Here is a 25852-nt window from a genome sequence, read left to right as displayed (position 1 = left end):
GTTGATAATGGATTGTTTTCGTCTTTTTCTACGTAGAGTGAAGTTTTGATGCCTTTCAAGAGTCAACGGTGTGTGCGTGTACTATTTGTGAAATTTAGATAGGCAAAACGCTATTGTGTTGATTCTTTATGAGGCATTTTTATTCCTTGTTTCTATAGTGGCTTTTCCCCTTGTGATAGGTGAGGAAATAATTATAATTGCTTGATCATGAATAAATTAGAAATAAAAGAATTCTATAATATTCGGGAGCCTCATTTTAGTTGAAAAAAATTAATTATCTTTATATGTCAATATATTATTTATTTTTTATTGAAGTTTTTACAACGTTGTAGCAGAGAATTGTGTCTCTTCGTTTTTATGAGAATAATGTGGTTTTCCATTCTATGGACTTACTCTGAAAAGTTTAAATTTCATAAGTTTTGAACATTTTTTTGGTTTTTCGTAGAAAAACTGAATGGGGTTGTTATACAATTTATCTTTATAATAAAAGATGATGTTTGAAAGGTGCTTTTGTCATTTCAGAAAAGATGAAATAACTCTTTGTGGGCAGTTAAATTATCGTCGAATTTGACAAAGCTTTCAATAAATTACTTAGGACAAGGGGGGAAGGACATGTATAAATTTTTCAAATTGATATAATTTTCTGTTCATGTTCTAATTGCAGCGTTTGTTTTTATGTAATTGACTTTTAATAAAAAAGTCGACTCATAGAAGATTTCATTAAATAAATCCTATAAAATAATTTCTTATTATTGTGGGAATTGTTGTTTTAATACTATGTCTGATAAAATGAATTTACCTTTTGATAAAGAACATATTGAACCAATAGAATTACGTTCTGCTTTACAGGAACGTTATTTGGCTTATGCACTTTCTACGATTACACACCGTGCATTGCCTGATGTACGTGATGGATTGAAGCCGGTCCACCGGCGGATTGTTCATGCGATGCATCTTCTCAAACTAAATCCTGGACAGTCTTATGCGAAATGTGCGCGGATTGTTGGTGATGTCATGGGAAAATTTCATCCTCATGGGGATGCGTCTATTTATGATGCCTTGGTGCGCTTGGCTCAAAGTTTTGCTGTTCGTTATCCGTTGGTTGATGGGCAAGGCAATTTTGGTAATATTGATGGTGATAATGCTGCTGCCATGCGTTATACGGAAGCACGTATGACTGAAGTGGCTGCATTGTTACTTGAAGGAATTAATGAGAATGCTATTGATTTTCGTTTAACCTATAATGAGGAAGATGAAGAGCCTGTTGTTTTACCAGGAGCTTTCCCTAATCTTTTAGCAAATGGTTCTTCTGGTATTGCTGTTGGTATGGCAACATCTATTCCCCCCCATAATGTTGCTGAGCTTTGTGATGCAGCACTCCATTTGATTGCGCATCCCGATGTAAATGATGAGGAATTAAATCAATTTGTTCTTGGTCCTGATTTTCCGACGGGGGGAATTTTAGTTGAACCTAAAAAAAGTATTGAGGAATCCTATCGTGTTGGGCGTGGATTCTTTCGCTTGCGTTCACGTTGGCATCAGGAATCTGGTAGCCGTGGTTCTTATGTGATTGTTGTAACTGAAATTCCCTATCAGATTCAAAAGTCACGTCTTATTGAAAAAACAGCAGAGTTATTGCTTGCACGCCGATTGCCAATGCTTGAGGATATCCAAGATGAATCAGCAGAAGATATCAGAATCGTGCTGGTTCCTAAAAATCGGTCGGTTGATCCGGAGCTCCTTATGGAGTCTCTTTTTAAATTGACTGACTTTGAAGTAAGATTTCCCCTTAATCTGAATGTTTTGTCTTTGGGAAAAATACCCAATGTCCTTTCTTTGCGAGAAAGTTTGCAGCAATGGCTTGAACATCGTCAAGAAGTGCTTATTCGTCGCTCTCATTATCGGCTTGATCAAATTGATAGCCGATTGGAAATTCTTCATGGATATCTTATTGCCTATTTAAATCTCGATGAGGTCATTCAGATTATTCGTGAAGAGGATGAACCGAAAAAGAAGCTGATTAATCGGTTTGAATTAACAGAAAATCAAGCTGAAGCTATTCTTAATATGCGCTTGCGTTCTTTGCGTAAGCTTGAGGAATTTGAAATTCGTAAAGAATTTGAAAGTTTGAAAGCTGAAAAAGAAAAGCTACAGAATTTGTTAGCTTCTCCTATAAAACAGTGGAAAATAATTTCAGAAGAAATCAAAAAAGTTCGAAACACTTTTGGGCCTGAAACACTCTTGGGGAAAAGACGTACGACGTTTGAAGAGGCACCAAGACATGATCTTGATGATATTCAACAAGCAATGATCGAAAAAGAACCGATTACTATTGTTATTTCTGAAAAGGGGTGGATGCGTGCTTTGAAGGGACACTTGAACGATTATAAAGCACTTTCTTTTAAAGAAGGAGACAGTTTAAAGTTAGCCTTTCCAGCATTTACGACCGACAAGATTGTGCTGATCAGTACGGGGGGGAAGTTTTTTGCTATTGGTGCAAATAATTTACCTGGAGGGCGGGGACATGGTGAACCTATTCGTCTCTTAGTTGATATGGATGATGAGCACGATGTTCTCACAGCTTTTGTGCATCACGCCGAGGAAAAATTTCTCTTGGTTTCATCTCACGGTAATGGTTTTATTGTTTCTTCTGCAGAAGTGATCGCCAATACACGAAAAGGAAAGCAAGTGATGAATGTGAAAGCTCCTGATAAGGTAAAGCTTTGTGTTCCGGTAAATGGTGATCATGTTGCTGTAGTCGGTGAAAACCGTAAAATGCTTATTTTTTCTATTGAACAAATACCAGAAATGAATCGCGGTAAAGGTGTTCGTTTACAGCGTTATAAAGAAGGTGCTGTTGTTGATGCCAAGACTTTTAATTTATCAGAAGGCTTAAGTTGGCAAGATACAGCTGAACGAATCTTTAACCGTCAAGCTGATGATCTCATTGAATGGATGGGAATGCGTGCGGGCGTCGGGCGTTTGGTTCCAAGAGGATTTCCAAAATCAGGAAAATTTATCAATTAAATATATTTTATAAATGGGAAAGTTCCCTATGGTTTTATGATTGTGTAAGATATTAATTTATAAAGATAATTTATTATTTTTTATATTGAACGAAAGACCTAAAGCGTAAGTTTTTCTCTTATTTCGATCTTGTTTAGGTTAAACCAATCAAAACTGTTTGTTTGCCTGTCATGAGATGAAAGACCAGCCCGTCTTCATAAAAACTATTGAAGAAAAGAATCAAAATATTTTTTAATAAACCGTTTCACAGACAAGAGTTGTTGCAACAATAGGTATGTTTGTTTTTTTACATTATACCATTTATGGGCGCTGTCGTGAAATGATTTGATATTTCGAGAGCTGTATCTTTAAACAAACAATGTGAATGTTTAACACAAGAGTGTTCTATTTGAAGATGTTTTATTTTGTCTGATAGGTTTATCTTCTTATTGTTCAAGAGAGATGTTATTAATCTTTCGTAGTAATATTTATTCGTTAGGATTACTATGATATTGCCTAAAAAGATAACCACGTTCAGCCCATAAGACGAGAAGTATGGCAGTGAGACTCAGAAAGAAAAATCCTGCTGAGTTTGGGATGGTTGTTTCATCAAATTGTTGGGCAATAAAAAAGCTAAGTCCTGCACCGATAGATGTTTGAAGAAAGCCGGATACAGAAGAAGCTGTTCCAGCTATTTCTCCTACAGGTTCAAGAGCGAGTGTATTGAAATTGGCCATAATACCACCGCAGGTAAACATTAATATACAATATAACGTCATATAAAAAGGAAAAGGGATAACACCACCTGCTAAGATGGACCCAATAAACCAAATGCATGAAGTGGCACAAAAGAGCAAAAGCATAGTATGAGCAATACGCCGCATTCCAAGGCGTCCAACGAGTTGAGAGTTAAAGAATGATGATAGAGCTTGAAATGCAGCACCAACTGCAAAAGCAATAGGGAACCAAAGTCCTAGATTATAGATCCCTTCATATGTTTGTTGTGATGTATTAACGGCGGTAAAGATACAGCCTAAAATAATGGACGTTGCAAGTGTATAGCAAAGTGTTGTGCGATTGGTTATTACAATCCATAAGTTGTGTTTAACTGAAGAAAAGGAAAGAGAGCGTTGCGCATAAAGAGTTTCAGGCAAGCGCAGTTGAATCCAAATCATCAGTCCTAAACCAATCATTGCCATGAAAATAAAAATATATTGCCAATGTCCAAGCAGTAAAATGATCTGTCCTGTTGCGGGACCAACCATTGGTGCAACAAGAAAAACCATCATAACAATAGACATAACTTCTGCCATTTTTCGACCACTGTAAAGATCACGTACGACGGAAACTGTAAGAACTCGCATAGCAGCCCCTCCAATTCCTTGCAAGATACGTAAAATAAGTAAGAGAGAAAAATCAGTTACAAAGGCACAGCCAATCGCCGTAAATGAATAAAAAGCAAGCCCGAGAAGAATAAGTTTACGTCGTCCATACCTATCGCTTATTGGACCGAAAAATATTTGAGCAATACCATAGCTAATAAGATAACTCGAAATGATATAATGTTGATCATTTTCATTGAGAACATTTAAGCCGTCTAAAATATCGGGCATAGCTGGCAGCATAATATCAACAGCTATAGCGTTAATAGCCATGAGCGAAGCAATAAGAATAACAAATTCTTTATAGCCAATTTTGTTTCTAATCGCATCTCTATGCGTTTGTTCATCGACTGAATATGACATATGGCATCCTTGAAATAAAAATTTCGTCTGAAAACAGCTCTTTTTAAGAGTCTGAATAAAATGAAAGATACCTATGATTGATTACATGGAATATTTTTTTCTTTCAAAAGTTCCTGTAACTCATTGTTTTGAAACATCTCTTTAACAATATCACAGCCTCCGATAAATTCACCTTTGATATAAAGCTGTGGAATTGTTGGCCAATTTGAGTAATCTTTAATCCCTTGACGCAATTCGTTAGAAGTTAAGATATTAATCCCTTTATAATTCAATCCTAAATAATCAAGAATTTGAACAACTTGTCCTGAAAACCCGCATTGCGGAGCGTCAGGTGTTCCTTTCATGAATAAAATGACGTCGTTTGTTTTAATTTCGTTGTCAATAAAATCATGAACAGTGGTCATTTTTATCCCTCGATATTTCAGATTTTTATCAGTGTGTAATTTATATTCATACTGCTTTTAATCGTATTAAATGTGTGAATGCAAGAAGAAATTTTAGATTATTTTGGGACATTTGTTTGCAACATTAAGGCGTGAAGGTCATTTCCCATATTGCCTTTAAGGGCATCATAGACCATTTTATGTTGTTGAACACGGGTTTTACCACGAAAACTTTCAGAAATAACTTCTGCAGCATAATGTTCCCCATCTCCAGCAAGATCACGAATTCTTACAGTAGCATCAGGAATGCCTTCACGAATAAGCGTTTCAATTGCATGGGCACTCATTGCCATCATTATTCTCCTATGTTGTTCATTTTTTATAAAGGCTGTTTAAGAGAAAAAACAATTTTTATTCTTCACCCATAAATTGTGGAAACCAGTTTTCATAGGCTTTTGTGAGTTTGTCTACTGAAAGTGTTAATATCCCATCTATATTAAGAGAAGTACCCTCGACTTGACCTAGCTCTGTTAAAGAAACTGTATTGATTTGTGCACGCTCTTTAAGACTATTAAGAGAGTGAGGTTTGACGGCTAAAAGATAACGTCCTTGGTCTTCTCCAAAAAGTTCTGCATGATGGGGTGATTTATTGCTTAATTTTACTTTGATTCCTTTACCTGCTTTAATGACCATTTCAGCAAGTGCTATCGCTAATCCTCCGTCAGAAAGGTCATGGGCGGCGTGAATAAAACCACGATGTATGACATCTCGAACAAATTGACCATGCTTTTTTTCAAGTTGTAAATCTACAGAGGGGGGGGGGCCTGCATCAATATTTAAAATGTTACGTGCATAGATTGATTGTCCTAAATGGGAACCGCAATTTCCTACTAAAACAAGAATATCTCCATTTTGCATACCACTTATTGTTACCATTTTAGACCAATCATTAAGAAGGCCTACCCCAGCAATTGTGGGGGTTGGAAGAATGGCTTCTCCATTTGTTTCGTTGTAAAGAGAAACATTGCCTGAAACGATAGGAAAATCAAGGATTCTACAAGCTTCTCCTATACCTTTAATAGCAAAAACCAGCTGTCCCATAATTTCAGGTTTTTCAGGGTTACCAAAATTGAGATTATCTGTAGCAGCCAGTGGTGTTGCACCTGTCGTACTAATGTTTCGCCAGCATTCTGCGACAGCTTGTTTCCCCCCTTCATAAGGGTCTGCTTCACAATAGCGAGGTGTTACATCAGAAGAAAAAGCAAGAGCACGTTTGCTGTTGTTTCCTACACGGATAACGCCTGCATCACCTCCTGGACAAACAAGGCTATTTCCTTGGATAAGGGTATCATATTGTTCATAAACCCATCGCCGAGAACTTTGATCAGCAGAATTCAATAAGCTCAGAAGCGCATCACCAAGATTTTCAACTTTTTTGACGTCTTCTGCTTTCAAGGGTGTTTTTTTTGCCGGCTCACTCCAAGGACGATCATAAACAGGCGCTTCATCACCAAGCTCTTTGATGGGAAGATTGACAACTTCTTCCCCTTGATGAAATACACGAAAACGTAAATCATCGGTTGTTTTTCCAATGATAGAAAAATGTAGTCCCCACTTATGAAAAATTGCTTCTGCTTGCTTTTCTAGTTCTGGTTTAAGGACCATGAGCATACGCTCTTGACTTTCAGAAAGCATCATTTCATAGGCTGTCATGTTTTCTTCTCGAACAGGAACTGTATCAAGATTAAGCTGTATCCCCAGATTTCCTTTTGCTCCCATTTCAACGGCAGAAGAGGTGAGTCCTGCTGCCCCCATATCTTGAATAGCAACCACGGCTCCAAGTTTCATGAGCTCTAAACATGCTTCAAGGAGACATTTTTCTGTAAAAGGATCACCGACTTGAACAGTTGGGCGTTTTTCACTGATTGAAGAATCAAATTCAGCAGAAGCCATTGTTGCTCCACCGACACCATCACGTCCTGTTTTTGCACCCAGATAAACAACAGGGAGTCCAATACCTTGTGCTTTAGAATAAAAAAGGGCGTCTGTCTTTGCAATACCGGCGACAAAAGCGTTAACAAGGATATTGCCATTATAACGCTCATCAAAATTTACTTCTCCACCAACCGTTGGAACACCAAAAGAATTGCTGTAACCACCTATTCCAGAAACAACACCAGAAACAAGATGGCGTGTTCGTGGGTGATCAGGAGCACCAAATCGCAATGCATTCATAGCAGCAACAGGACGGGCTCCCATTGTAAAGACATCACGTAAAATACCACCAACACCTGTCGCTGCACCTTGATAAGGTTCAATATAAGAAGGGTGGTTATGGCTTTCCATTTTGAAAACAACACATTGTCCTTCGCCAATATCGACAACACCAGCATTTTCACCAGGTCCTTGGATGACACATTTTCCTTCTGTCGGAAGAGTTTTTAGCCATTTTTTAGATGATTTATAGGAACAATGTTCGTTCCACATTGCAGAAAAAATTCCTAGTTCAGTAAATGTTGGTTCTCTACCAATTAACGTTAGGATACGTTGATATTCATCTTCTTTTAGCCCGTGTTGTGCAATGAGTTCTGATGTAATAGTGATGTTATTGCAAGGCTTCATGAGTATTTATCCGTCAAATTAATCGAAATTTAGTATTTTTATTTTTTTAACCTAGCAGCTTATATTATAAACAATAATGTTGTTTAATAATAAAAATATTTATAGACAGTAAGCTGAAGATTTTGTCCGTTTGTTTGGTGGGATTTAAGACTAAAAATGGTCTTAAATAATTATGTGTTTAGAAAATAATATCCATTGTTGTTTGTGAAGAGCTTTGTTGATAGATTTACGATGCGAGAAATGGTATAAATCCTTGTTTTTTTAAATTATGGAGCGCGAGTATTTTTGCAGCATTATCCATTTACTAACTCTAAAGCACTTTGAAAAAGTAAACGACCGTCAGTACCTCCGTGGGCGGGTTCAATAAAGTTTTCAGGATGGGGCATCATACCAAGAATATTACCAGCTTTATTAACAATACCAGCAATATCTTTCATTGAGCCGTTCGGGTTTGTATTTTCTGCATAGCGAAAAACAATTTGTTCATTGTCTTCCATTTGTTTCAATGTTTCACTATCAACAAAATAATTTCCGTCATGATGGGCAACAGGACAACGAATAATTTGTCCTTTAGAATAATATCGAGAAAATTTTGTCTTGGCGTTGACGACTTCAAGCTTGATTTCACGACAAACAAATTTTAAAGAAGCGTTACGCATTAAAGTACCGGGTAATAATCCTGCTTCCAACAAAATTTGAAATCCATTACAGATACCTATAATTGTCGTACCTTCTTGTGCTTTTTCACGAATGGCTTTTAAGACGGGAGTTCGCGCTCCAATCGCACCACATCTTAAGTAGTCGCCATAGGAAAAACCACCAGGAATAATAATAACATCTACATCTGGAATTGTTGTTTCTGTTTGCCAAATTTTTAGTGGCTCAACTCCCGTTATATGATGTAATGCTGCAACCATATCTCGATCACGATTTAATCCAGGAAGTTGAATGATGGCAGTTTTCATGAGCATTTCACTTACAGAAGTTCGATTGTATAATTTTCAATGACAGTATTTGCGAGTAACTCTTCACACATTTGTTCAAGTTTTTTCTTTGCAGTTTCAGAAGGTAGTTCATCAAGAACAATATCAAAAACCTTTCCTTGACGAATAGATTGAATGCCTTCGAAAGCCAAACTTTTTAAAGCACCGACAATTGCTTCTCCTTGTGGATCAAGAACGCTTTCTCTTAAAGTAACCGTAATGCGTGCTTTCATTTTTTGCTTCCTGCTTGTTAAAAGAACCTCTCCTTTGAAGAGGGGTGTTTGTATAAGGTGATGTTTTTTACCCTGTTTTTACTTTACGAGAACGGGACCACTTGGTCGTGTTGGTTCGTTTTCATTCATAATACCAAGACGTTTGGCAACTTCTTGATAGGCATTAATAAGCCCTCCCATATCACGACGAAAACGGTCTTTATCCATTTTTTCTTGTGTGTGCATATCCCATAGTCGTGCAGAATCAGGAGAGATTTCATCAGCAAGAACAATGCGCATTGTTTCATCTTCCCACAGGCGACCAAATTCCATTTTAAAATCAATTAATTGGATGTTAACACCGGCAAAAAGCCCAGAAAGAAAATCATTAATACGAATTGAAAGTTGCATCATATCTTCTATCTCTTGTGGGACAGCCCACCCAAAAGCTGTGATATGTTCTTCCGTTACCATAGGATCATCGAGAGAATCATTTTTATAGTAGAATTCAATGATGGATTGCGGAAGCGGGGTTCCTTCTTCCAGTCCTAAACGTTTAGCAAGAGAGCCGGCAGCAACATTGCGAACAACAACTTCCAACGGAATGATTTCCACCGCTTTAATAAGCTGTTCGCGCATGTTTATACGTTTGATAAAATGTGTTGGGATGCCCAAACGTCCAAGATGGCTAAAAATATGTTCCGAAATTCGGTTGTTTAAAACCCCCTTTCCGTCGATAATTTCATGTTTTTTTGCATTAAAGGCAGTTGCATCATCTTTAAAAAATTGAATGTAAGTCCCTGGTTCAGGTCCTTCATATAAAATTTTAGCCTTGCCTTCATAAATACGGTGGCGACGATTCATCATGATTCTCTATTTATCTTGAGAGGTTTTTAATAACATTGATAAATGATACTATCCTAATTGATAGAATTTCTCAATGATATTGCTATGATACTTTTATAATTTTTATCATTACACGTTTACCCAAAGGTGAAGATACATAAGCGATGAGAAAGAAGATCACCTCTTTTGGATCAAATTTTTGCAAGAAAGTGAGAGAGGACCATAAGCCCTTCAGGCCAAGGTCCGTGTCCGGATTCTGCGTTAATATGGCCAGAATACCCAGCATCAACAAAGAGTGATCCCCAATCATTGGCAATTTTTTCTGCTACTGAAAATTGACAAAACTCATCGTTGCGACTGGCTATGACAATAGAAGGAAAAGGAAGCTTTTGGCGATGATAGGGGCCAAATGTCATTAAATGTTTGGGACGTATTTTTTCATTGGCGACATCTGGAGGTGCAACAAAGAAAGCGCCACAAATTTTTTCTGTATTTTGTACAGTTGCATGAATAACACTGGGAACTCCTAATGAATGAGCAATAAGCATAACAGGCCTTTGAGCTTTTGCGATGGCGGTTTTAACTTTGTTAACCCACTCTTCACAAACAGGCTTTGACCAATGGAGTTGTTCAATGCGGCTGGCTGTCGACAATTTTTTTTCCCAGCGTGTTTGCCAATGATCTGGACCAGATCCTTTGTAGCCAGGAACAATAAGAATATCGAGTTGATTTGCTTTCATGAATTGTTTTCTTTGTTACAACAGATTTTTGATCATAGGTTGAATGGATTTTGGTTTTCTATGTCGCTTTATTGTTCTTCAAAAACACGTTTAAAAATCGTATTGATATGTTTGGTGTGGTAAGAAAGATCAAATTTTTCGCGAAGTTCTTCTTCACTTAAAGCTTTGGTAACATCTTTGTCGTTGAGGAGTTCTTCTAAAAAATCTTTTCCTTGTTCCCAAACTTTCATCGCATTTCGTTGTACAATCCGATAAGAATCTTCACGACTAATCCCTGCTTGTGTGAGTGCTAAAAGAACCCGTTGTGAGTGAACAAGACCGCGGAATTTATTGAGATTTTTTTGCATATTTTCTGGATAGACAATGAGATTTTCAATGACAGATGTGAGGCGAGAAAGAGCAAAATCAAGTGTAATCGTCGCATCTGGAGCAATATAACGCTCAACAGATGAATGGGAAATATCACGTTCATGCCAAAGAGCTACATTTTCCATGGCTGGGAGTGCAAATGCACGTACCATACGGGCTAATCCAGTTAAATTTTCTGTTAAAACTGGATTACGTTTATGAGGCATTGCCGATGAACCTTTTTGCCCAGGTGAGAAATGTTCCTCTGCTTCAAGAACTTCTGTTCGTTGTAAGTGGCGTATTTCTATTGCTAGCCTTTCAATAGAGGAAGCAATAACACCAAGTGTTGCAAAAAACATAGCATGACGATCTCTTGGTATTACTTGGGTGGAAACCGGTTCAGTACGCATCTTCAAGGCTTTTGCTACATGTTCTTCAACGCGTGGATCGATATTAGCAAAAGTTCCTACAGCTCCTGAAATCGCGCAAGTAGAAATTTCTTCTCGTGCAGCAAGAAGACGTTTGCGACAACGGGAAAATTCAGCGTATGCAAGAGCAAACTTGATTCCAAATGTTGTCGGTTCAGCATGAATGCCATGACTCCGCCCAATGGTGATTGTCTCTTTATGCTCAAAAGCACGTCTTTTTAATGCTTCAAGAAGTTGATCTATATCCTCTAGCAAAATATCACTCGCACGCATCAATTGAATGTTCAGCGTTGTATCGAGAACATCAGATGATGTTATGCCTTGGTGGATAAAACGTGCCTCTGGTCCAATGAATTCAGCTAGGTGGGTTAGAAATGCGATAACATCATGTTTGGTAATTGCTTCAATTTCATCAATGCGATTGACATCAAATTTAGCTGCTGCCCCTTTTTCCCAAATGACTTTGGCGGCTTCTTTCGGAATAATCCCTAAGTGAGCAAGGGCATCACAGGCATGGGCTTCAATTTCAAACCAAATACGATATTTTGTTTCGGGAGACCAAATTGTTACCATTGCAGGGCGGGAATAACGTGCGATCATCATTTTTTTCCTTGTTGTGAGAGGATTGCGGCTTGGCGCAATGCACTAATACGTGTTTTGTAAAGCTCTTTATTTCCATCTTTATAAATTGCAGAGCCTGCGACAAATACATTTGCACCAGCTTTTGCAGCTATCCCAATTGTATCAACGGTGATACCACCATCAACTTCAAGATCAATAGGGCGGTTTGCAATCATGCTTTTAACGCGCTTAATTTTATTTTTTATTTCTGGAATAAAACTTTGTCCACCAAAACCGGGATTGACCGTCATGATGAGAATGAGATCTAATTGATCAAGCAAATATTCAAGTACATGTTCAGGGGTGCTTGGATTGAGTGCGATTCCTGCTTTTTTCCCCATTTTTTTGATTGTTTGTAATGAACGATGAAGATGTGGACCTGCTTCAGCATGAATAGTTATAATATCTGAACCTGCTTTTGCAAAAGCTTCTAAATAAGGGTCTACTGGTGCGATCATCAGGTGGACATCAAATATTGCTTTTGTTAATGGGCGCAGAGCTTTGACGATTTCAGGACCAAAGGTGATGTTAGGAACAAAGTGCCCATCCATAATATCAAGATGAAGCCAATCTGCACCAGCATCAACAACATCTAACATTTCTTGTCCAAGTTTAGAAAAATCAGAAGCCAAGAGAGAAGGCGAAATGAGATGAAAATGAGGCATTAAAATCTCCTTAGATTGGCAGTTTTTATCATATCGCTGTGTATACACAAATATTTTTTGTGTTATGACGGAAAAGAAAAAATATGTATTATAGGTCTTTTTATGGAAAGATTGCTTGAAATTTTAAAGCTTTATAAGTGAAAGATATGTCGAATCATAAAACATATTTGATGCCTGAACTTCAACATAAACATACTATTGCGGTTTCTTCTCAAGAATATCGAGATGCCATGAGTCTTTTTGCAGGAGCTGTGCATATTGTGACAACAAATGGTATTAAGGGAAGACGTGGGGTGACTGTTTCGGCGTGTTGTTCTTTATCTGATGATCCTCCAACCCTTCTTGTTTGTCTCATGCGCCATAATTTAAAGAATCAGGTGTTTATGGAGAATGGAAATTTTTGTGTTAATAGCTTGGCAGGAAAACATCGCTCATTAGCGGATGTTTTTTCGAGGCGTTGCAATTCTACACAAAATGAGCGTTTTGATGTTGCTCAATGGGGAGCTTTGCAAACGGGGGCGCCTAGTCTTTCAGACGCTCTAGCGTCGTTTGATTGTCGTTTGATTTGTTGGCACGAACACGCAACCCATTGTGTTTTGATTGGTGAGGTTGTTGCAATCAACTGTAATAAAGAAAAAGATGCTTTGATGTATTTGAAACGTGAATATCACACTTTGCCTTTATAAAGATTTTATTTTTTTGCATTGATGAAATGATTTATTGTTGCTTCATTTAGATTTTAAACAATGTAGAGAGTAGGGGAGGGATGGCTCTGATATCTGATATTAGATTTCCTTCTTTTTAAAGTTTTTCAATAAGCGAAAAAAATGATTCTGGATGAGATTTGATCAAGAATTCAATCTACATAAAAAAGCGATCAAACCTAAACAGTGCATTTAGATATATTCGTCGATTGTTATGAAAAAACATTTTACTCTTGTGTTGATGGGTATTGCACAATATATAGACCGCACATAGCATATGTGGAGGTTTTTTATTGCATGAGCGAAGAGATTGATGGTCAATATCGCCCTAGTGAAGATGAGCCTTTTATGAATGAGCGGCAAAAGGCGTATTTTCGTGCTAAATTGGTTTCTTGGAAGAATGATATATTAAAAGAAGCTCGTGAGACTTTGGAAAATTTGCAGGAAGAGAATGTTGGTCAGCCCGATTTGACTGATCGGGCTTCTTGTGAAACTGATCGTACAATCGAATTACGTGCTCGTGATCGTCAGAGGAAACTTATTTCAAAAATAGATGCGGCTTTAGAGCGCATTGATAATGGGACATACGGTTTTTGTGAAGAAACCGGCGAACCCATTAGTATCAAGCGTCTTGAGGCTCGGCCGATAGCCGTTTTGTCATTGGAAGCGCAAGAACGTCACGAACGACGTGAAAGAGTTTATCGCGATGATTAAGGTTATTGAGATGATAAACAAACGAAATTCGTGGTGATGAAATTGTATATTTTTATTTTTGAGGGGTAGGAATGAATAAAGATGGTTCTTGCCGCCCCTCAATTTCGGCGGTGATGGCTGAATCTTTTACCGCTTGATTCGTAAAAGGAGAGGGACTTTTATCCGATACATCGTTTCTTTCTGGAGGGGCGGAATTTAGATGTGTGTGTGTTTCTCTTTTTTGTATTTTTGATGTACCAGTAATATCGGATTCTACAACCACATCTGTTAATCCGCCAATAAGGAGCAAATGTTCTTTATTATCGCAACGGACTAAAACAAGGCGGCGTGCTCGATCTATAGAAATTACTTCACATAATGCTAATCGTGATAGACTTTTTTTTCTATTAATGCTGTATCTTCCTGTACTTAAGCGACGTAAAAACACGATAATTACGGTAATAGCTGCGATTGTTATTATAAAAAGCAAAAAGCTTATCGTTATGTTTGCAGCAGATACACCTATCTGCTCTGATAACCAGATATACATAGATTTTCTCCCATTTTGGATGGAAATATTATTTTTTATTGAGATAAATTTATAAACATACCCTCAAAAGGTTCACTTATAATGTAAGAAATAAACTTTTGAATATTAAGCGAGCTTATCTTAGATAATATCATAGTATATACTTTATAACAACATAACAACGAATATAAAGGAAGTTTTGTGACATAAGAAATAGCTATAAGCTAAGGCAAAGAGAGATGGATAAAGATTTTGAGAATAATGAAAGATCAGCGTCTTCGTTTCATCGGAGAGTTGTGATTTTTGGTGTTGTTTTTGTATTAGGTTTTCTTTTCATTGTGGGTATTTTAGGTTTTTTTTATCCACAAAACTATTTGCAACAGGCGATATCAATATCTTTTTTGATTCTAGCAATGATCGGTGTTGCAACACTCGTTTTGTGTGGAATGGGAATTTTAAGATATCATGTGTGGTCGCATGAAGATTTTGATTTTAGCATCTTTAATAGGAGCGATGATGCAATTGTAATCTCTGATCTTTCTGGTTTTGTTTATTATTCTAATCAAAACTATCGAAAAATTCTGACCTATAAGCCTGAAGTGTCTTGTTATAGGGTTATTGCGGATCTTCCAGGAGCTGGTGCACTCTCGTACCGCTTAAAGGTTGCAGCCTGTAATAATCTTGCAGCGCAAGAGGAATTGAGAGTAGAACAACCAATTTTTACCGATTCTACACCAAAAAAATCTGTTTGGTATAATATTTCCGTTCAACCTATCACAAAACAGAAAAAAAAGCTTTTATTTTGGCGTATTACTGATATTTCGCACTTACAACAAACGCGAGAAGTTTTTTTCTCGAACCTTCAAGAGGCTATCAATCACTTGGATCAAGCTTCTATTGGTTTTGTATCCGTTAATAGACAAGGAACTATTCTTTATGCCAATGCGACTTTTGCCGAATGGTTTTCAATTGATTTAGCGAATTTCTCAATTGGTCAATATAATTTTGATTCGTTATTTGATAGCGTTGGCGCTAAGAGCTCATGGAGTGATATCTGTTTACAAACCAACAGATATCAAAGTTCAGGTTACTCTTTACCTTATAGGTTTTCGTTATGTTTAAATTCACACACGACTTGTGAGAAAATATTCCATTGTCTTATATCTGTTTCTTCTCTCTTAGAAGAGGAAGCCATTTATCGTGTTGTGATCATTCCACAACAAATACAAAAAGAAGAAGATGATCAATTAAAATTACCCAGTATACTAGGAGAATATTTTGATGCGAGTCCTTTTGCAATAGCCGTGGTGGATCATGCAGGGCAATTGATTCATATGAATAAAGCTTTTTCATCACTCACGGGATGTATGGACAAAGCTGTCAATTTTTATGATGTTATTTCTCGTCGTGATTGTGCGCAGTTAGAGCGTTCTTTTCAGAGAATTGCGACAAATAAAAATTATTTTGTTTCTCTAGAAACTGTTTTAGAAAAAAATGAAGAATGCCATTTACGGCTCCATATTATGTCTGTACCGCCCTATCACGGTGATGCATTGCAAGATTTGCTTATTATCTCTGTGATTGAAACAACCGAACAAAAAACTCTTGAAGATAAAATGATGCAAAGTCAGAAGATGCAAGCTGTAGGACAATTGGCTGGCGGCATTGCTCATGATTTTAATAATGTTTTAACAGCAATTTTAATGTCGTGTGATCTTCTTTTAAATACGCATCGTAGTTCTGATCCTGCTCATGCTGATCTGATCAATATTAAAAACAATGCTAATCGTGCAGCTGCTCTTGTCCAGCAATTATTAGCTTTTTCTAGAAAGCAAACACTTCGACCTGAAGAAGTTGATTTTACTGAATTTTTATCAGATATCCGCAATCTTATTTTACCACTTTTGGGGAATAATATTCAGTTAAAAATTATCCATGGAAGAGATTTGTGGAGCGTTGAAGTTGATCAAGCATCTTTTCAGCGTGTTATTATGAATTTGGTTATTAATGCGCGTGATGCCATGTTAGATGGAGGTATTGTTACGATTGCGACAAATAATATTACAAAGCAACAAAGTGCTGAATTTAATCATCTTGGATTAGCAATTGGCGAGTATGTGCAATTGACTATTTCAGATACAGGGGCTGGTATATCTGCTGCTATACAAGAAAAAATGTTTGAGCCATTTTTTACAACAAAAGAAGTTGGAAAAGGAACAGGACTTGGTTTATCAATGGTTTATGGAATTATCAAGCAGAGCGGTGGATATATTTATTGTGAAAGTAAAGAAGGTGAAGGAGCAACATTTCATATTTTTCTTCCCCGTTATATCCCCAATATAAAAGGAGAAATTTCTCAAAAGATTGAAAAAGATGAAGAGAAAGATATAGACTTAACAGGATCTGCGACTGTTTTATTAGTTGAAGATGAAGATGCGGTCAGAATGGGGGGGGTAAGAGCTCTTCAAATGAGAGGATATACGGTTTTAGAGGCAGCAAGTGGGGTGGAAGCACTCTCTATTCTTGAGGAACAAAAAGGAGAAGTTGATATTATTGTTTCCGATGTGGTGATGCCAGAAATGGATGGGCCCACTTTATTGAAGGAAGTCCGTAAAAACTATCCTGATATCAAATTTCTTTTCGTTTCTGGATATGCAAAAGATGCCTTTGCTAAAAATCTTCCACAAGATGCTGTTTTTGGTTTTTTATCTAAACCTTTTACACTCAAACAGTTAGCTGTAACAGTTAAAGAAACACTTTCATCATGAGTAAAAATTTATGCAGTAGAAAAATTGCGTATTTTAAGATTTTTTAGGCTAAATACCAGAGCATTTTGATAAATAGAGCTTATGATAATGTCATAGAATTGAATAAAGAAGAAAAATTTTAAAAATGAACTAAAATTCAAAAAAATCATATGTTTTGTGCAAAAATTTATGAAGAGATGGACTCTATTATGTCAACATTTCATAGAGATTTTCAATTGTAGATACTGAGCAAAAACTATGTGTAAAGCATTGAAATATGCTGATTAATAGATTGTTGATACACTCAAAGAGATAAAAGCTGTTGTTGCGTATCTATCATTTTGCTCTTTCCTTCAATAAATGCTTTTAAGGCTTCGGGGTAGAGTTTATGCTCTACTTTAAGAACTCTTTGTGCTAAGCACTCAGCAGTATCATGGGGATAGACTGGAACGGCTGCTTGGGCAAGGATTTTTCCTGCATCCATGTCTTCTGTAACAAGATGAACAGTGCAACCCGTGATTTTTACACCTGCTTGTAAAGCTTTTTCATGTGTGTTTAAGCCTTTAAATGAAGGCAAAAGAGAAGGATGAATGTTTAAAATTCGTCCTTCATAAAGTTTTACAAAACGTGGTGAGATAAGGCGCATATACCCTGCAAAGCAGAGAAAATCCGGTTTATATTGATTTAAAATTGTAAAAATATTTTCTTCATGCTCTTCTTTTGTTTTGTAAATTTTACGATCAACAATATGAATAGGTAAGTTATGGTTTTGCGCCTTTTCAATACCCCTTGCATGCGGATTATCGCAAATAACCGCGACGATTTCAGCAGGATATTCCGTTTGTTGACTAGCTTGAGCAAGGGCGACCATATTGGACCCATTACCAGAAATAAAAACGACAATTTTTTTTTTCATAAATGCAGTACCCCTTTATAAAGTATTCCTTTATTTTGATCTTGGCATTTTGTTAAAATGCCAAGGGGAGTTACAGTTTCTCCTTTTTTTTCAAGAGCTTGTATAATTGTTTCAGCTGCATACTGTGCTACGATAATGATCATGCCAATACCACAATTGAATGTTCTTAACATTTCTGTTTCTTCTATTTTACCTTGTTTGGCAATCCATGAAAATACTGCTGGAACATTGATGCTAGAAAGATTAATTTCAGCGCAGAGAGAGGATGGAAGGACACGTGGAATATTTTCAGGAAAGCCTCCACCCGTAATATGAGCAAGAGCTTTAATCCCTTCATATTTTCGCATGATGGGAAGAAGCGATTTTACATAAATGCGTGTTGGTGTAAGAAGTGCTATACCAAGGCTGTTTTCGGGGGAAAAAGGGGCAGGGTCATTCCATTTGAGATAATTTTGCTGGATGATTCGTCGAACAAGCGAAAAGCCATTGGAATGAATTCCAGAGGAGCTTAGACCTAATATAACATCACCTTCTATCAAATCTTTTGAAGGGAGTAGCTTGCTGCGTTCGCATGCTCCTACAGCAAAACCGGCTAGATCATAATCTCCCTCTGCATACATTCCTGGCATTTCTGCAGTTTCTCCTCCAATAAGAGCAGCACCGGCTTGTTTACATCCTTCTGCAATACCAGAAACAATCGCAGCACCTTGTTCAGGGTCGAGCTTTCCAGTTGCAAAATAATCCAGAAAAAAGAGAGGTTCAGCTCCTTGTACGAGTAAATCATTGACACACATAGCTACAAGATCAATACCTACAGTGTTATGGTGACCTACTTCAATGGCAATTTTTAATTTTGTTCCCACACCATCATTGGCTGCTACTAGGATAGGATCCGTAAAGCCTGCTGCTTTTAAATCAAAAAGTCCACCAAAACCGCCAATTTCTGCATCTGTTCCGGCTCGTTTTGTTGCGCGTATAAAGGGTTTAATTTTTTCTACCATGGCATTACCCATATCGATGTTTACACCGGCTTTTGCGTAGGTAAGACCAGCTTTGGATTTATCCCCAGCCTTGGATTTATTATTTGTAAGATCTTGATTGCTCATTGGAGCCTTCCTTTAATGGAAAATCAGGTTTTGATATTATGCAATGCCATGATAGAGTTCTCTCTGCAAGAGATATTGATAAGAAAATAAGCAACTTTTCTTGTACCTTATTTTGAAGTTGTTTATAATTTTTTGTGAAGAATTTTTTAGGATATTTTATGAGCAAGATATCAGATAATCACGGACAGTCCTCTTGGCAGCTTATGAGAAAGAAAGTGAGTGAGAATAGATCTCGTGATCGTTATAAGACTTATGTGCCAGCGTATACTCAATTACCTTTGCCGAATAATATGAAAAGACAAATCTTTTTTTGGCTTGGTACGCTGATTTTTTTCATTCTTTTTATGTTTGTTTTTGGATCAATTTTGCTTCCTTTTGTGGCAGGGATTGTGTTGGCTTATTTTCTCAATCCCATTGTTCAATTACTTGAAAAATTTGGTATTCGTCGTGTGTTTGGGACTGTCCTTATCACCCTATTTATTGTTATTACCTTTGTTGCTGCTTTAATTATTTTGATTCCTGTTATTAGTTGGCAAATACAGCAATTTATGAGTGATGGTTTACCTGTTTACATTAATCGTATTCAAACCTTTTTTGTTGAGCATGATTTTGATTGGTTAAGGCGCTATTTTGGAAGTGATCCAAATGAATTACGGAATAATATTAAAGGATTTTTGGGAGAAGGTTCGGATTTTATTACGTCTCTTTTGAATTCACTTTTAAAGTCAGGAAAATCAATCGTTAATATCGTTAGCCTATTTGTTGTGGCACCTGTGGTGGCATTTTATATGTTATTAGATTGGCCACGTATGGTAACAGCAATCGATTCGTTAATACCGCGGGATCATCTGGAAACCGTTCGTAGTATTTTTCATGAAATGGATAGAGCTATTGCAGGCTTTGTTCGTGGACAAGGAACAGTTTGTCTCATATTGGGAGGCTATTATGCTATTGGTTTAACGATTGCAGGACTCAATTTTAGTCTTTTGATTGGTATGTTTATTGGTCTTATTAGCTTTGTTCCTTATATCGGCACAATGAGTGGTTTGGTCCTTTCTGTTGGTATTGCATGGGTCCAGTTTTATCCCAATAATTGGGGGGGAATCATTGTTGTGATGGCACTTTTTTTAATTGGTCAATTTATTGAAGGTTATATTCTTCAACCCAAGCTTGTAGGTTCATCAGTGGGATTACATCCCGTATGGTTGATGTTTTCACTTTTTGCTTTTTCTTCACTCTTTGGTTTTACTGGTATGCTTGTTGCTGTTCCTGCGGCAGCGGCTGTTGGCGTTTTAGTTCGTTTTGCTCTTCATACTTATCTGAGTTCTCAGATGTATTCGCGAAGCGGAAATTCGGAGTCGCTAAAATGAATGGGCGTGAAACGCAATTATCTTTAAATTTTCCTTATGATCCGATTTTTCAATTTGAGGATTTAGTGGTAACGGAAAGCAATCGTATGGCTTTTCAGCTTATTGATCACTGGCCCAATTGGAGCTTACCTATTGCAGTTTTGGTTGGTAAAGAAGGATCTGGAAAAACGCATTTTTCTAATATATGGCTCCAAAAAGCAGATGCTTTCAGGATTCAGCACAATGAACTTGATCAGGCTGTTACTATGGCTTCTTTAGGCAGATCATTTTTAATAGAGGATATTGATACAGGTGAAATCAATGAGACAGAACTTTTTCATTTAATTAACAGTATTAAGCAAGCAAATCTTGATGCACGACAGGCTACTTTATTGATGACGGCACAAACACTTCCTTCCGCTTGGAATTTAATGTTAAATGATCTAAAAAGTCGTCTTAATTCGGTGATGTTCGTTGAAATTAATCAGCCTGATGATGCATTGTTAACAGCTGTTGCATTTAAGCTTTTTTCCGATAGGCAACTTATTGTACATCCAGATACGGTTTATTATCTTGTAAGCCGTTGTGAACGTTCTTTATTTTCATTGAAGCGTGTTGTTGATTCTGTTGATCAGTTGGCATTACAAAGAAAAAGAAAAATAACACGTGCTGTTATTGCTGAAGTTTTAAATAGAAGAAATCCGTAAATACTCCTTATCATGGCTTAATTATTCTGTCCTTCTATTATCGTTTCAATATGTGGAAGACAAGTCATTTAAATTTTCTTCTTTTTGGATATCTATATAAGAGTAAAAAATAGTGTTTTTTACTCTTATCGTGTTTTTATTTTAAATAGCTTTGAGATTTTATTGTATGATGTTGAATTCTTACCATCTTCGCATTTGAAAATTTTTCTAAAAAGAGCGCTTTATTTTATTTATAATAAAACCTTTGTGCTTTGAAAAAATGTTTGTTGTTTATGGGTTTGGATTGTAGAAGATTCTAGAATTTTTAATAAAAGAGTCTTTGGGAAGATAGAAAAAGAGGGGAAAAAAGCTTAATACAGCTGAATTTTTTGGCTTATGTTCTCTTTGGGAAAGTTTTTCTATGATATTTAAGTCATTTTTTCTAAAATTGTATCTGTGGAATGTGTTTTGATACAATGAGAGCTTGCTTAAAACAGGACAAAAATTATGAAATCCTTATAGAGAAATTCGTTATTTTTTAATATAGATTGGATTTTTTACGGAGGTTATTTTCTACTATTTGTCAATAAATTTGTTATTGAGTAGGGGAAAAAATTAAAAAATGTGCTTTTTTGTAAAGAAATGCAACAAAATTTAAAAAAAGTGTGTTTTTCTCTTGCACTTCTGTTGTGAAAATTTTAGGAAATGTGCATCAAGTAAATGTAAATGGCGGAGCGTAGCGCAGCCTGGTAGCGCACCTGATTTGGGATCAGGGGGTCGTAGGTTCGAATCCTATCGCTCCGACCATATTTGATTGAGTGTGTGAGAATGACCCAATTGGGTACGTGTGGTGAGAAACTATCATTCAAGCGTTGTGTAATCTGAAGGAAAAAGGCATGATCGCACGTATTTATAGTCCTGCTAAGACAGCTATGCAGTCAGGTAAGGGGAATACAGTTTTTTGGATTCTAGAGTATGAGCCAATGAAAGCAAAAATGCTTGAACCTCTTATGGGCTACACGGCAACGTCTGATATGAATAATCAGGTAAAGATTCGATTTAATAGGAAGGAAGAAGCGATTGCTTTTGCACGTAAGAATGCTATCTCTTACCGTGTAGAAAAGAAACATACATCGATTCGACGTGCTATTTCTTATTCTGATAATTTTCGCAGTGATCGGCAGCATTCTTGGACACATTGAATTGAAGATGCTATTTTGAATTGAGAAAATAATCAGTTGGGTCCCGTAGCTCAGCTGGATAGAGCAACGGCCTTCTAAGCCGTGGGTCACAGGTTCGAATCCTGTCGGGATCACCATGTTTAAATGATATTTATAGGCTATAAAAAGTTAGAGGGTTTTCCTTTTATTCTATTAGCTTATTTTTCTGTATAATCCCGAATCTTTTTGATGTTTTTTGGTTTATTTTGTTGCTACACGTTTTCTGTTGACTGTTTTAGTATAAAATGATGCTGTTTTATCTTTTTTCAGTAATAATTGTTTTTGATTATTGAAACTTATAGCATTGCATTTTCGTGCCGCGTGTTGCTACTACATTACATGCTTTAGGAAACAGATTGTAAAAATTATTTTTTAAGAGCTTCTTTTCATCTTTCTGAAAATGAATATTTTATTTCTTAGATTAGATTTAAGCATTGCTGCTAATGCTGGTGAAATTGCCAAAAAACATCTATTGTGATTTTTTTATTTTTTATGAATAATATTATTACGTTTTTTAGCATGATCTTTGGTAAGATTGATTTTGATTAGATACAAAGCATGATGGATTCGATTTAGAACAGTTTATGAAACATTGAAGAATAAAAACGATATCTGTTTATGATGAGAATTTACAGATGGCACAAGAGGTGGAAAATATCTTCTTGTCTTGGAAGCTGTGATTCATAACAAATTACTTCTTTATAGTTTTTTCGTATAAAAAGATGTTATATCTGCCGTCCAGATAAGATATTGTTTTTTTCAGTGAGAGACACTTGCGGACAATTTGATTTAACATGATTGTCACTGTTTCTCAGGTAGGGTTGTAGGTTTCATCAATGTTTAGGTTTTCTTAGTCTTATAGGTTTAAGAATATACACTGTATATTTATATGAATGAAGATAGGTTGTATCTTAGAGTTAAATTTTTAGATTTCATATTTACATTTTCAAATGTTTTTTCTTATTTCTTTATAGCTTGTACATCATGTGAGAAGTATTTTAATATTGGATAACAATCACATTAAAATGTTATGCAGATGAGCTCTGAAGATCTAAACTCACACGGTTCAAGGTGATCATTATATCAATAGGAATACAGTGTGAAGAGAATGCCATTTTACAGGCTTTGTTTTAAGAGATATCTCTTAAAGCTCACTTCACGCTGGCGCTCGTGAATGGTACAATGATAAATCCATTGAGCTCCATCATCTTTACACTTATGAAGAAATAAGCTGACATTATCATACACTTTGCCTATTTGTCAGCCTCCGATGTTGCAATAGATCTCAGTACTTGAGTCATTTATCGGCATTTTTGTGCTTTTTTATACAATTTTTACTTAATACTAATTCCTCTTATGACGTGTAAGAGAGACGGTTTTGTTTGATTCAATATAAATAGGTTTGAAATAAGAAAACATTACGATATTCGGATTTCTCATTCAACATGGCAAACAATAAAACATGATTATAAATCAATGTATTTTTAGAATGAAAAAATTTGCTTTTATCGTGTTTTTTACTCTTTTTAATATTTTATTATAATCTGTAATTGGTAAACTCAAAATACAGCTCTAAGGTTAAGTGTTTTATATCTATCGAAGTGACTGTGGTTATATCTAACTGTTTGGACAACAAGTTGTATACCAATAGACATGAAAGAATTAAGAAAAACAGGGGATAGATCAGGAAACAAACAATATTTTTCAGAACGGAAGCCTATGCTTGTGGAAAGAATTTTAAAATCAAACTTCTAATCTGTTGCAAAATGAGGCTGTTATTACGTTTGTGATACTTTTAGATGGCTTCCCCCAAGAGGCGCTATCAGAACGTAAAAAATATTAGAAACACTCCGTAAAGTATGCCCTTTGTAGAGGCATGTTGCAAAATCTTATTTCCGAATCTTTATTTACGCATCCCGTACCTTGGAAGAATACGATAATTCAATAATTTGTTTATACTATAAAGTTGAATGGTGGGCGTGACAGGCAAATAAAAAGTAAGTAAAATAAAATAGTTATGTCTAATATAAGGGAATAGGTGAATCTTGATTCTATTGAGTTTTTTTGCCTCTATCCCTCATCTTTTTGAAGCTTTTTTATGGCTTCAAGAGAGAGTTTTTTACGGTCTGCGCTCTTTGTGTAAAGAGATGCCATAGCATCATTTGTCCAGCCAAAAATTGCTTTGAGTTGTGATACTGTTGCACCAGAATTAGCTGCGCGTGTTGCTGCTAATTTTCTTAAGCCATGTGCTGATTTTTTGATTCCCGCTACGTTACAAGCCTCACGAAAAAGGTTGCCAAAACTTTCTTTAACTAGTTTTTTACCTTCTTTACCACAAATGAATGTTTCTTCTCCAATAGGACCAGTTTCAAGCGTTTTGGCTAATTCCGGTAAAATAGGTAGAAAGACATCTGTTTGGAATTTACTTTTCTCTGTTTTGAGATGAATGATATTATTCTTTACATCTTTCCAGCCAATGCGGACCGCATCACCACGACGCAAACCCGTATACAAAAGGACATCAATCCAAACGCGTTCATGGGTACCATGGGACCATCTTTGATAATATTTCTCAACATCTTCTTCTGTCCAAACAGCAAACCCATCTTTGTTATGAAGGGCTGGTCTTTTAACACCTAAGGCTGGATTATTTTCTAAAAGACCTTGGTCAATCGCCCAATTAAAAAGCCCATTAAGGGCTTTCAGAAAGTTTCTAGCCATTGCTGGTGTTTCTTTGCGTCGTTCAACGCCGGCTATGATATGTTTCTTTTCAATTGCTTTGTATGGAATGTTTCCTATGGTATCACATACCTTCATAAGGATGAGTTCTTTTTGTTTTTTTGTAGCTTTAGTGTAGCTATGCCAATTAGAGCTGTTAAAGTATTGTTTAAGCAGCCATGCAAATGACCCTTCAATCAGTTTGCCGATTTTCGGTTTTGGAGGGATTATGCCTTGTAATTCGGCAAGTGCGCTTTTGTAGTTGTCAACAAACTCTTGTGTTCCATAAGTTCCGCGTATTCTAATACGTTTTCCATGACCAATACGTACATACCATACGATTTTGCCATGTTGGGTAATTTGTTTAACGAGATGAGGAGGGCGTGGTTTTGGCATGATCAATTTTACATCTTAGAGAGTGCGATTTCGTAATATTCATTCTTTGACAAATCTAAAAGTTTGTCTGGGTGTGCTGTTGAGTTTGGTATTGGAATATCTGCTTTCAGATAGATAAGCAGTTCACCGGTAGGTTTGATTTCTATGAGTTCGCATTTTTGCTTTTTTGCTTCTCTTAAAGCTCGTGCA

General features: G+C 36.4%; 22 protein-coding genes and 2 tRNA genes. 9 read left to right on the top strand and 15 right to left on the bottom strand.

Features of this window, described 5'->3' with window-relative positions; genetic code table 11:
• Positions 1-777: 777 nt before the first annotated feature.
• Entirely contained in the window at positions 778-3027 is a 2250-nt protein-coding gene (gene parC / locus ACFIMC_RS09260) for a DNA topoisomerase IV subunit A (RefSeq protein ID WP_375671870.1), read from the top strand.
• 467 nt (positions 3028-3494) lie between these two features.
• On the opposite strand, the gene ACFIMC_RS09255 is transcribed toward parC, so the two are convergent.
• From ACFIMC_RS09255 to rpe, 10 genes are all read right to left on the bottom strand, one after another.
• Positions 3495-4751 (bottom strand): multidrug effflux MFS transporter, encoded by a 1257-nt coding sequence (locus tag ACFIMC_RS09255; protein WP_375613088.1) that lies wholly within the window; start codon positions 4749-4751, stop codon positions 3495-3497.
• Positions 4752-4822: 71 nt separating this feature from the next.
• Positions 4823-5155, bottom strand: coding sequence for a Grx4 family monothiol glutaredoxin (grxD, locus tag ACFIMC_RS09250; RefSeq protein ID WP_375606638.1), 333 nt, complete (start codon positions 5153-5155; stop codon positions 4823-4825).
• Between the two features lie 98 nt (positions 5156-5253).
• A complete protein-coding gene (locus ACFIMC_RS09245) occupies positions 5254-5487 on the bottom strand; it encodes a BolA/IbaG family iron-sulfur metabolism protein (RefSeq protein ID WP_375611543.1) in 234 nt (77 codons plus the stop codon).
• 58 nt (positions 5488-5545) lie between these two features.
• Entirely contained in the window at positions 5546-7756 is a 2211-nt protein-coding gene (gene purL, locus ACFIMC_RS09240) for a phosphoribosylformylglycinamidine synthase subunit PurL (RefSeq protein WP_375685742.1), read from the bottom strand.
• 293 nt (positions 7757-8049) lie between these two features.
• Positions 8050-8721, bottom strand: coding sequence for a phosphoribosylformylglycinamidine synthase subunit PurQ (purQ, locus tag ACFIMC_RS09235; protein ID WP_375613086.1), 672 nt, complete (start codon positions 8719-8721; stop codon positions 8050-8052).
• A gap of 11 nt (positions 8722-8732) precedes the next feature.
• Positions 8733-8972 carry a phosphoribosylformylglycinamidine synthase subunit PurS gene (gene purS, locus ACFIMC_RS09230; RefSeq protein ID WP_375613085.1) on the bottom strand — a complete coding sequence of 80 codons (240 nt, stop codon included), beginning with the start codon at positions 8970-8972 and terminating at the stop codon, positions 8733-8735.
• A 78-nt stretch (positions 8973-9050) separates the two neighbouring features.
• A complete protein-coding gene (gene purC, locus ACFIMC_RS09225; protein WP_375613149.1) occupies positions 9051-9815 on the bottom strand; it encodes a phosphoribosylaminoimidazolesuccinocarboxamide synthase in 765 nt (254 codons plus the stop codon).
• Positions 9816-9988: 173 nt separating this feature from the next.
• Positions 9989-10537, bottom strand: a complete 549-nt coding sequence (locus ACFIMC_RS09220) for an RBBP9/YdeN family alpha/beta hydrolase (RefSeq protein WP_375611547.1) — start codon at positions 10535-10537, stop codon at positions 9989-9991.
• A 68-nt stretch (positions 10538-10605) separates the two neighbouring features.
• Positions 10606-11913: an adenylosuccinate lyase gene (gene purB, locus ACFIMC_RS09215; RefSeq protein ID WP_375681008.1), complete on the bottom strand. Its 1308-nt coding sequence runs from the start codon at positions 11911-11913 to the stop codon at positions 10606-10608.
• Positions 11913-12599: a ribulose-phosphate 3-epimerase gene (gene rpe / locus ACFIMC_RS09210; RefSeq protein ID WP_375627790.1), complete on the bottom strand. Its 687-nt coding sequence runs from the start codon at positions 12597-12599 to the stop codon at positions 11913-11915. The genes purB and rpe overlap by 1 nt, the downstream gene beginning before the upstream one ends.
• A gap of 146 nt (positions 12600-12745) precedes the next feature.
• Here rpe and ACFIMC_RS09205 point away from each other — a divergent pair, with 146 nt between their 5' ends.
• Positions 12746-13285 carry a flavin reductase gene (locus ACFIMC_RS09205; RefSeq protein WP_375611549.1) on the top strand — a complete coding sequence of 180 codons (540 nt, stop codon included), beginning with the start codon at positions 12746-12748 and terminating at the stop codon, positions 13283-13285.
• 315 nt (positions 13286-13600) lie between these two features.
• Complete coding sequence (dksA, locus tag ACFIMC_RS09200; protein ID WP_015856486.1) at positions 13601-14017, top strand: RNA polymerase-binding protein DksA; 417 nt, start codon at positions 13601-13603, stop codon at positions 14015-14017.
• 52 nt (positions 14018-14069) lie between these two features.
• Here dksA and ACFIMC_RS09195 read toward each other — a convergent pair whose 3' ends face one another.
• On the bottom strand, positions 14070-14546 hold the full coding sequence (locus ACFIMC_RS09195) for a hypothetical protein (protein ID WP_375611550.1): 477 nt from the start codon (positions 14544-14546) through the stop codon (positions 14070-14072).
• Between the two features lie 218 nt (positions 14547-14764).
• Between ACFIMC_RS09195 and ACFIMC_RS09190 the strand changes: the two genes are divergently transcribed.
• The gene (locus ACFIMC_RS09190; RefSeq protein ID WP_375681004.1) at positions 14765-17293 is read left to right on the top strand and encodes a response regulator; all 2529 of its coding nucleotides are present in this window, start codon (positions 14765-14767) and stop codon (positions 17291-17293) included.
• 283 nt (positions 17294-17576) lie between these two features.
• Here ACFIMC_RS09190 and purN read toward each other — a convergent pair whose 3' ends face one another.
• Both purN and purM read right to left on the bottom strand, forming a co-directional pair.
• The gene (gene purN, locus ACFIMC_RS09185) at positions 17577-18188 is read right to left on the bottom strand and encodes a phosphoribosylglycinamide formyltransferase (protein ID WP_375632186.1); all 612 of its coding nucleotides are present in this window, start codon (positions 18186-18188) and stop codon (positions 17577-17579) included.
• Complete coding sequence (purM, locus tag ACFIMC_RS09180) at positions 18185-19294, bottom strand: phosphoribosylformylglycinamidine cyclo-ligase (RefSeq protein WP_375671872.1); 1110 nt, start codon at positions 19292-19294, stop codon at positions 18185-18187. Before purM ends, purN begins: the two co-directional genes overlap by 4 nt.
• A 158-nt stretch (positions 19295-19452) precedes the next feature.
• Here purM and ACFIMC_RS09175 point away from each other — a divergent pair, with 158 nt between their 5' ends.
• The 5 genes from ACFIMC_RS09175 (at position 19453) to ACFIMC_RS09155 (ending at position 22647) form a co-directional block, all read left to right on the top strand.
• Entirely contained in the window at positions 19453-20664 is a 1212-nt protein-coding gene (locus ACFIMC_RS09175) for an AI-2E family transporter (protein WP_375671873.1), read from the top strand.
• A complete protein-coding gene (gene hdaA, locus ACFIMC_RS09170) occupies positions 20661-21350 on the top strand; it encodes a DnaA regulatory inactivator HdaA (protein WP_375671874.1) in 690 nt (229 codons plus the stop codon). Before ACFIMC_RS09175 ends, hdaA begins: the two co-directional genes overlap by 4 nt.
• A 709-nt stretch (positions 21351-22059) precedes the next feature.
• Positions 22060-22136: transfer RNA gene (locus ACFIMC_RS09165), tRNA-Pro, on the top strand.
• Between the two features lie 89 nt (positions 22137-22225).
• Entirely contained in the window at positions 22226-22531 is a 306-nt protein-coding gene (locus ACFIMC_RS09160; protein WP_375671875.1) for an ETC complex I subunit, read from the top strand.
• Positions 22532-22570: 39 nt separating this feature from the next.
• A tRNA-Arg gene (locus ACFIMC_RS09155) sits at positions 22571-22647 on the top strand.
• Positions 22648-24619: 1972 nt separating this feature from the next.
• Here the strand turns inward: ACFIMC_RS09155 and ACFIMC_RS09150 are convergent.
• Positions 24620-25663, bottom strand: a complete 1044-nt coding sequence (locus ACFIMC_RS09150) for a tyrosine-type recombinase/integrase (protein WP_375671876.1) — start codon at positions 25661-25663, stop codon at positions 24620-24622.
• A gap of 8 nt (positions 25664-25671) precedes the next feature.
• Positions 25672-25852 (bottom strand): hypothetical protein (locus tag ACFIMC_RS09145; RefSeq protein ID WP_375674950.1); only part of this gene is annotated, 181 nt, incomplete at its 5' end.

The organism is Bartonella sp. AP21QHHD (assembly GCF_042196205.1).
Lineage (GTDB): Bacteria > Pseudomonadota > Alphaproteobacteria > Rhizobiales > Rhizobiaceae > Bartonella.
Note: the sequence above shows the minus strand (reverse complement) of the source record. Positions and strands in the feature narration are given on the sequence as shown.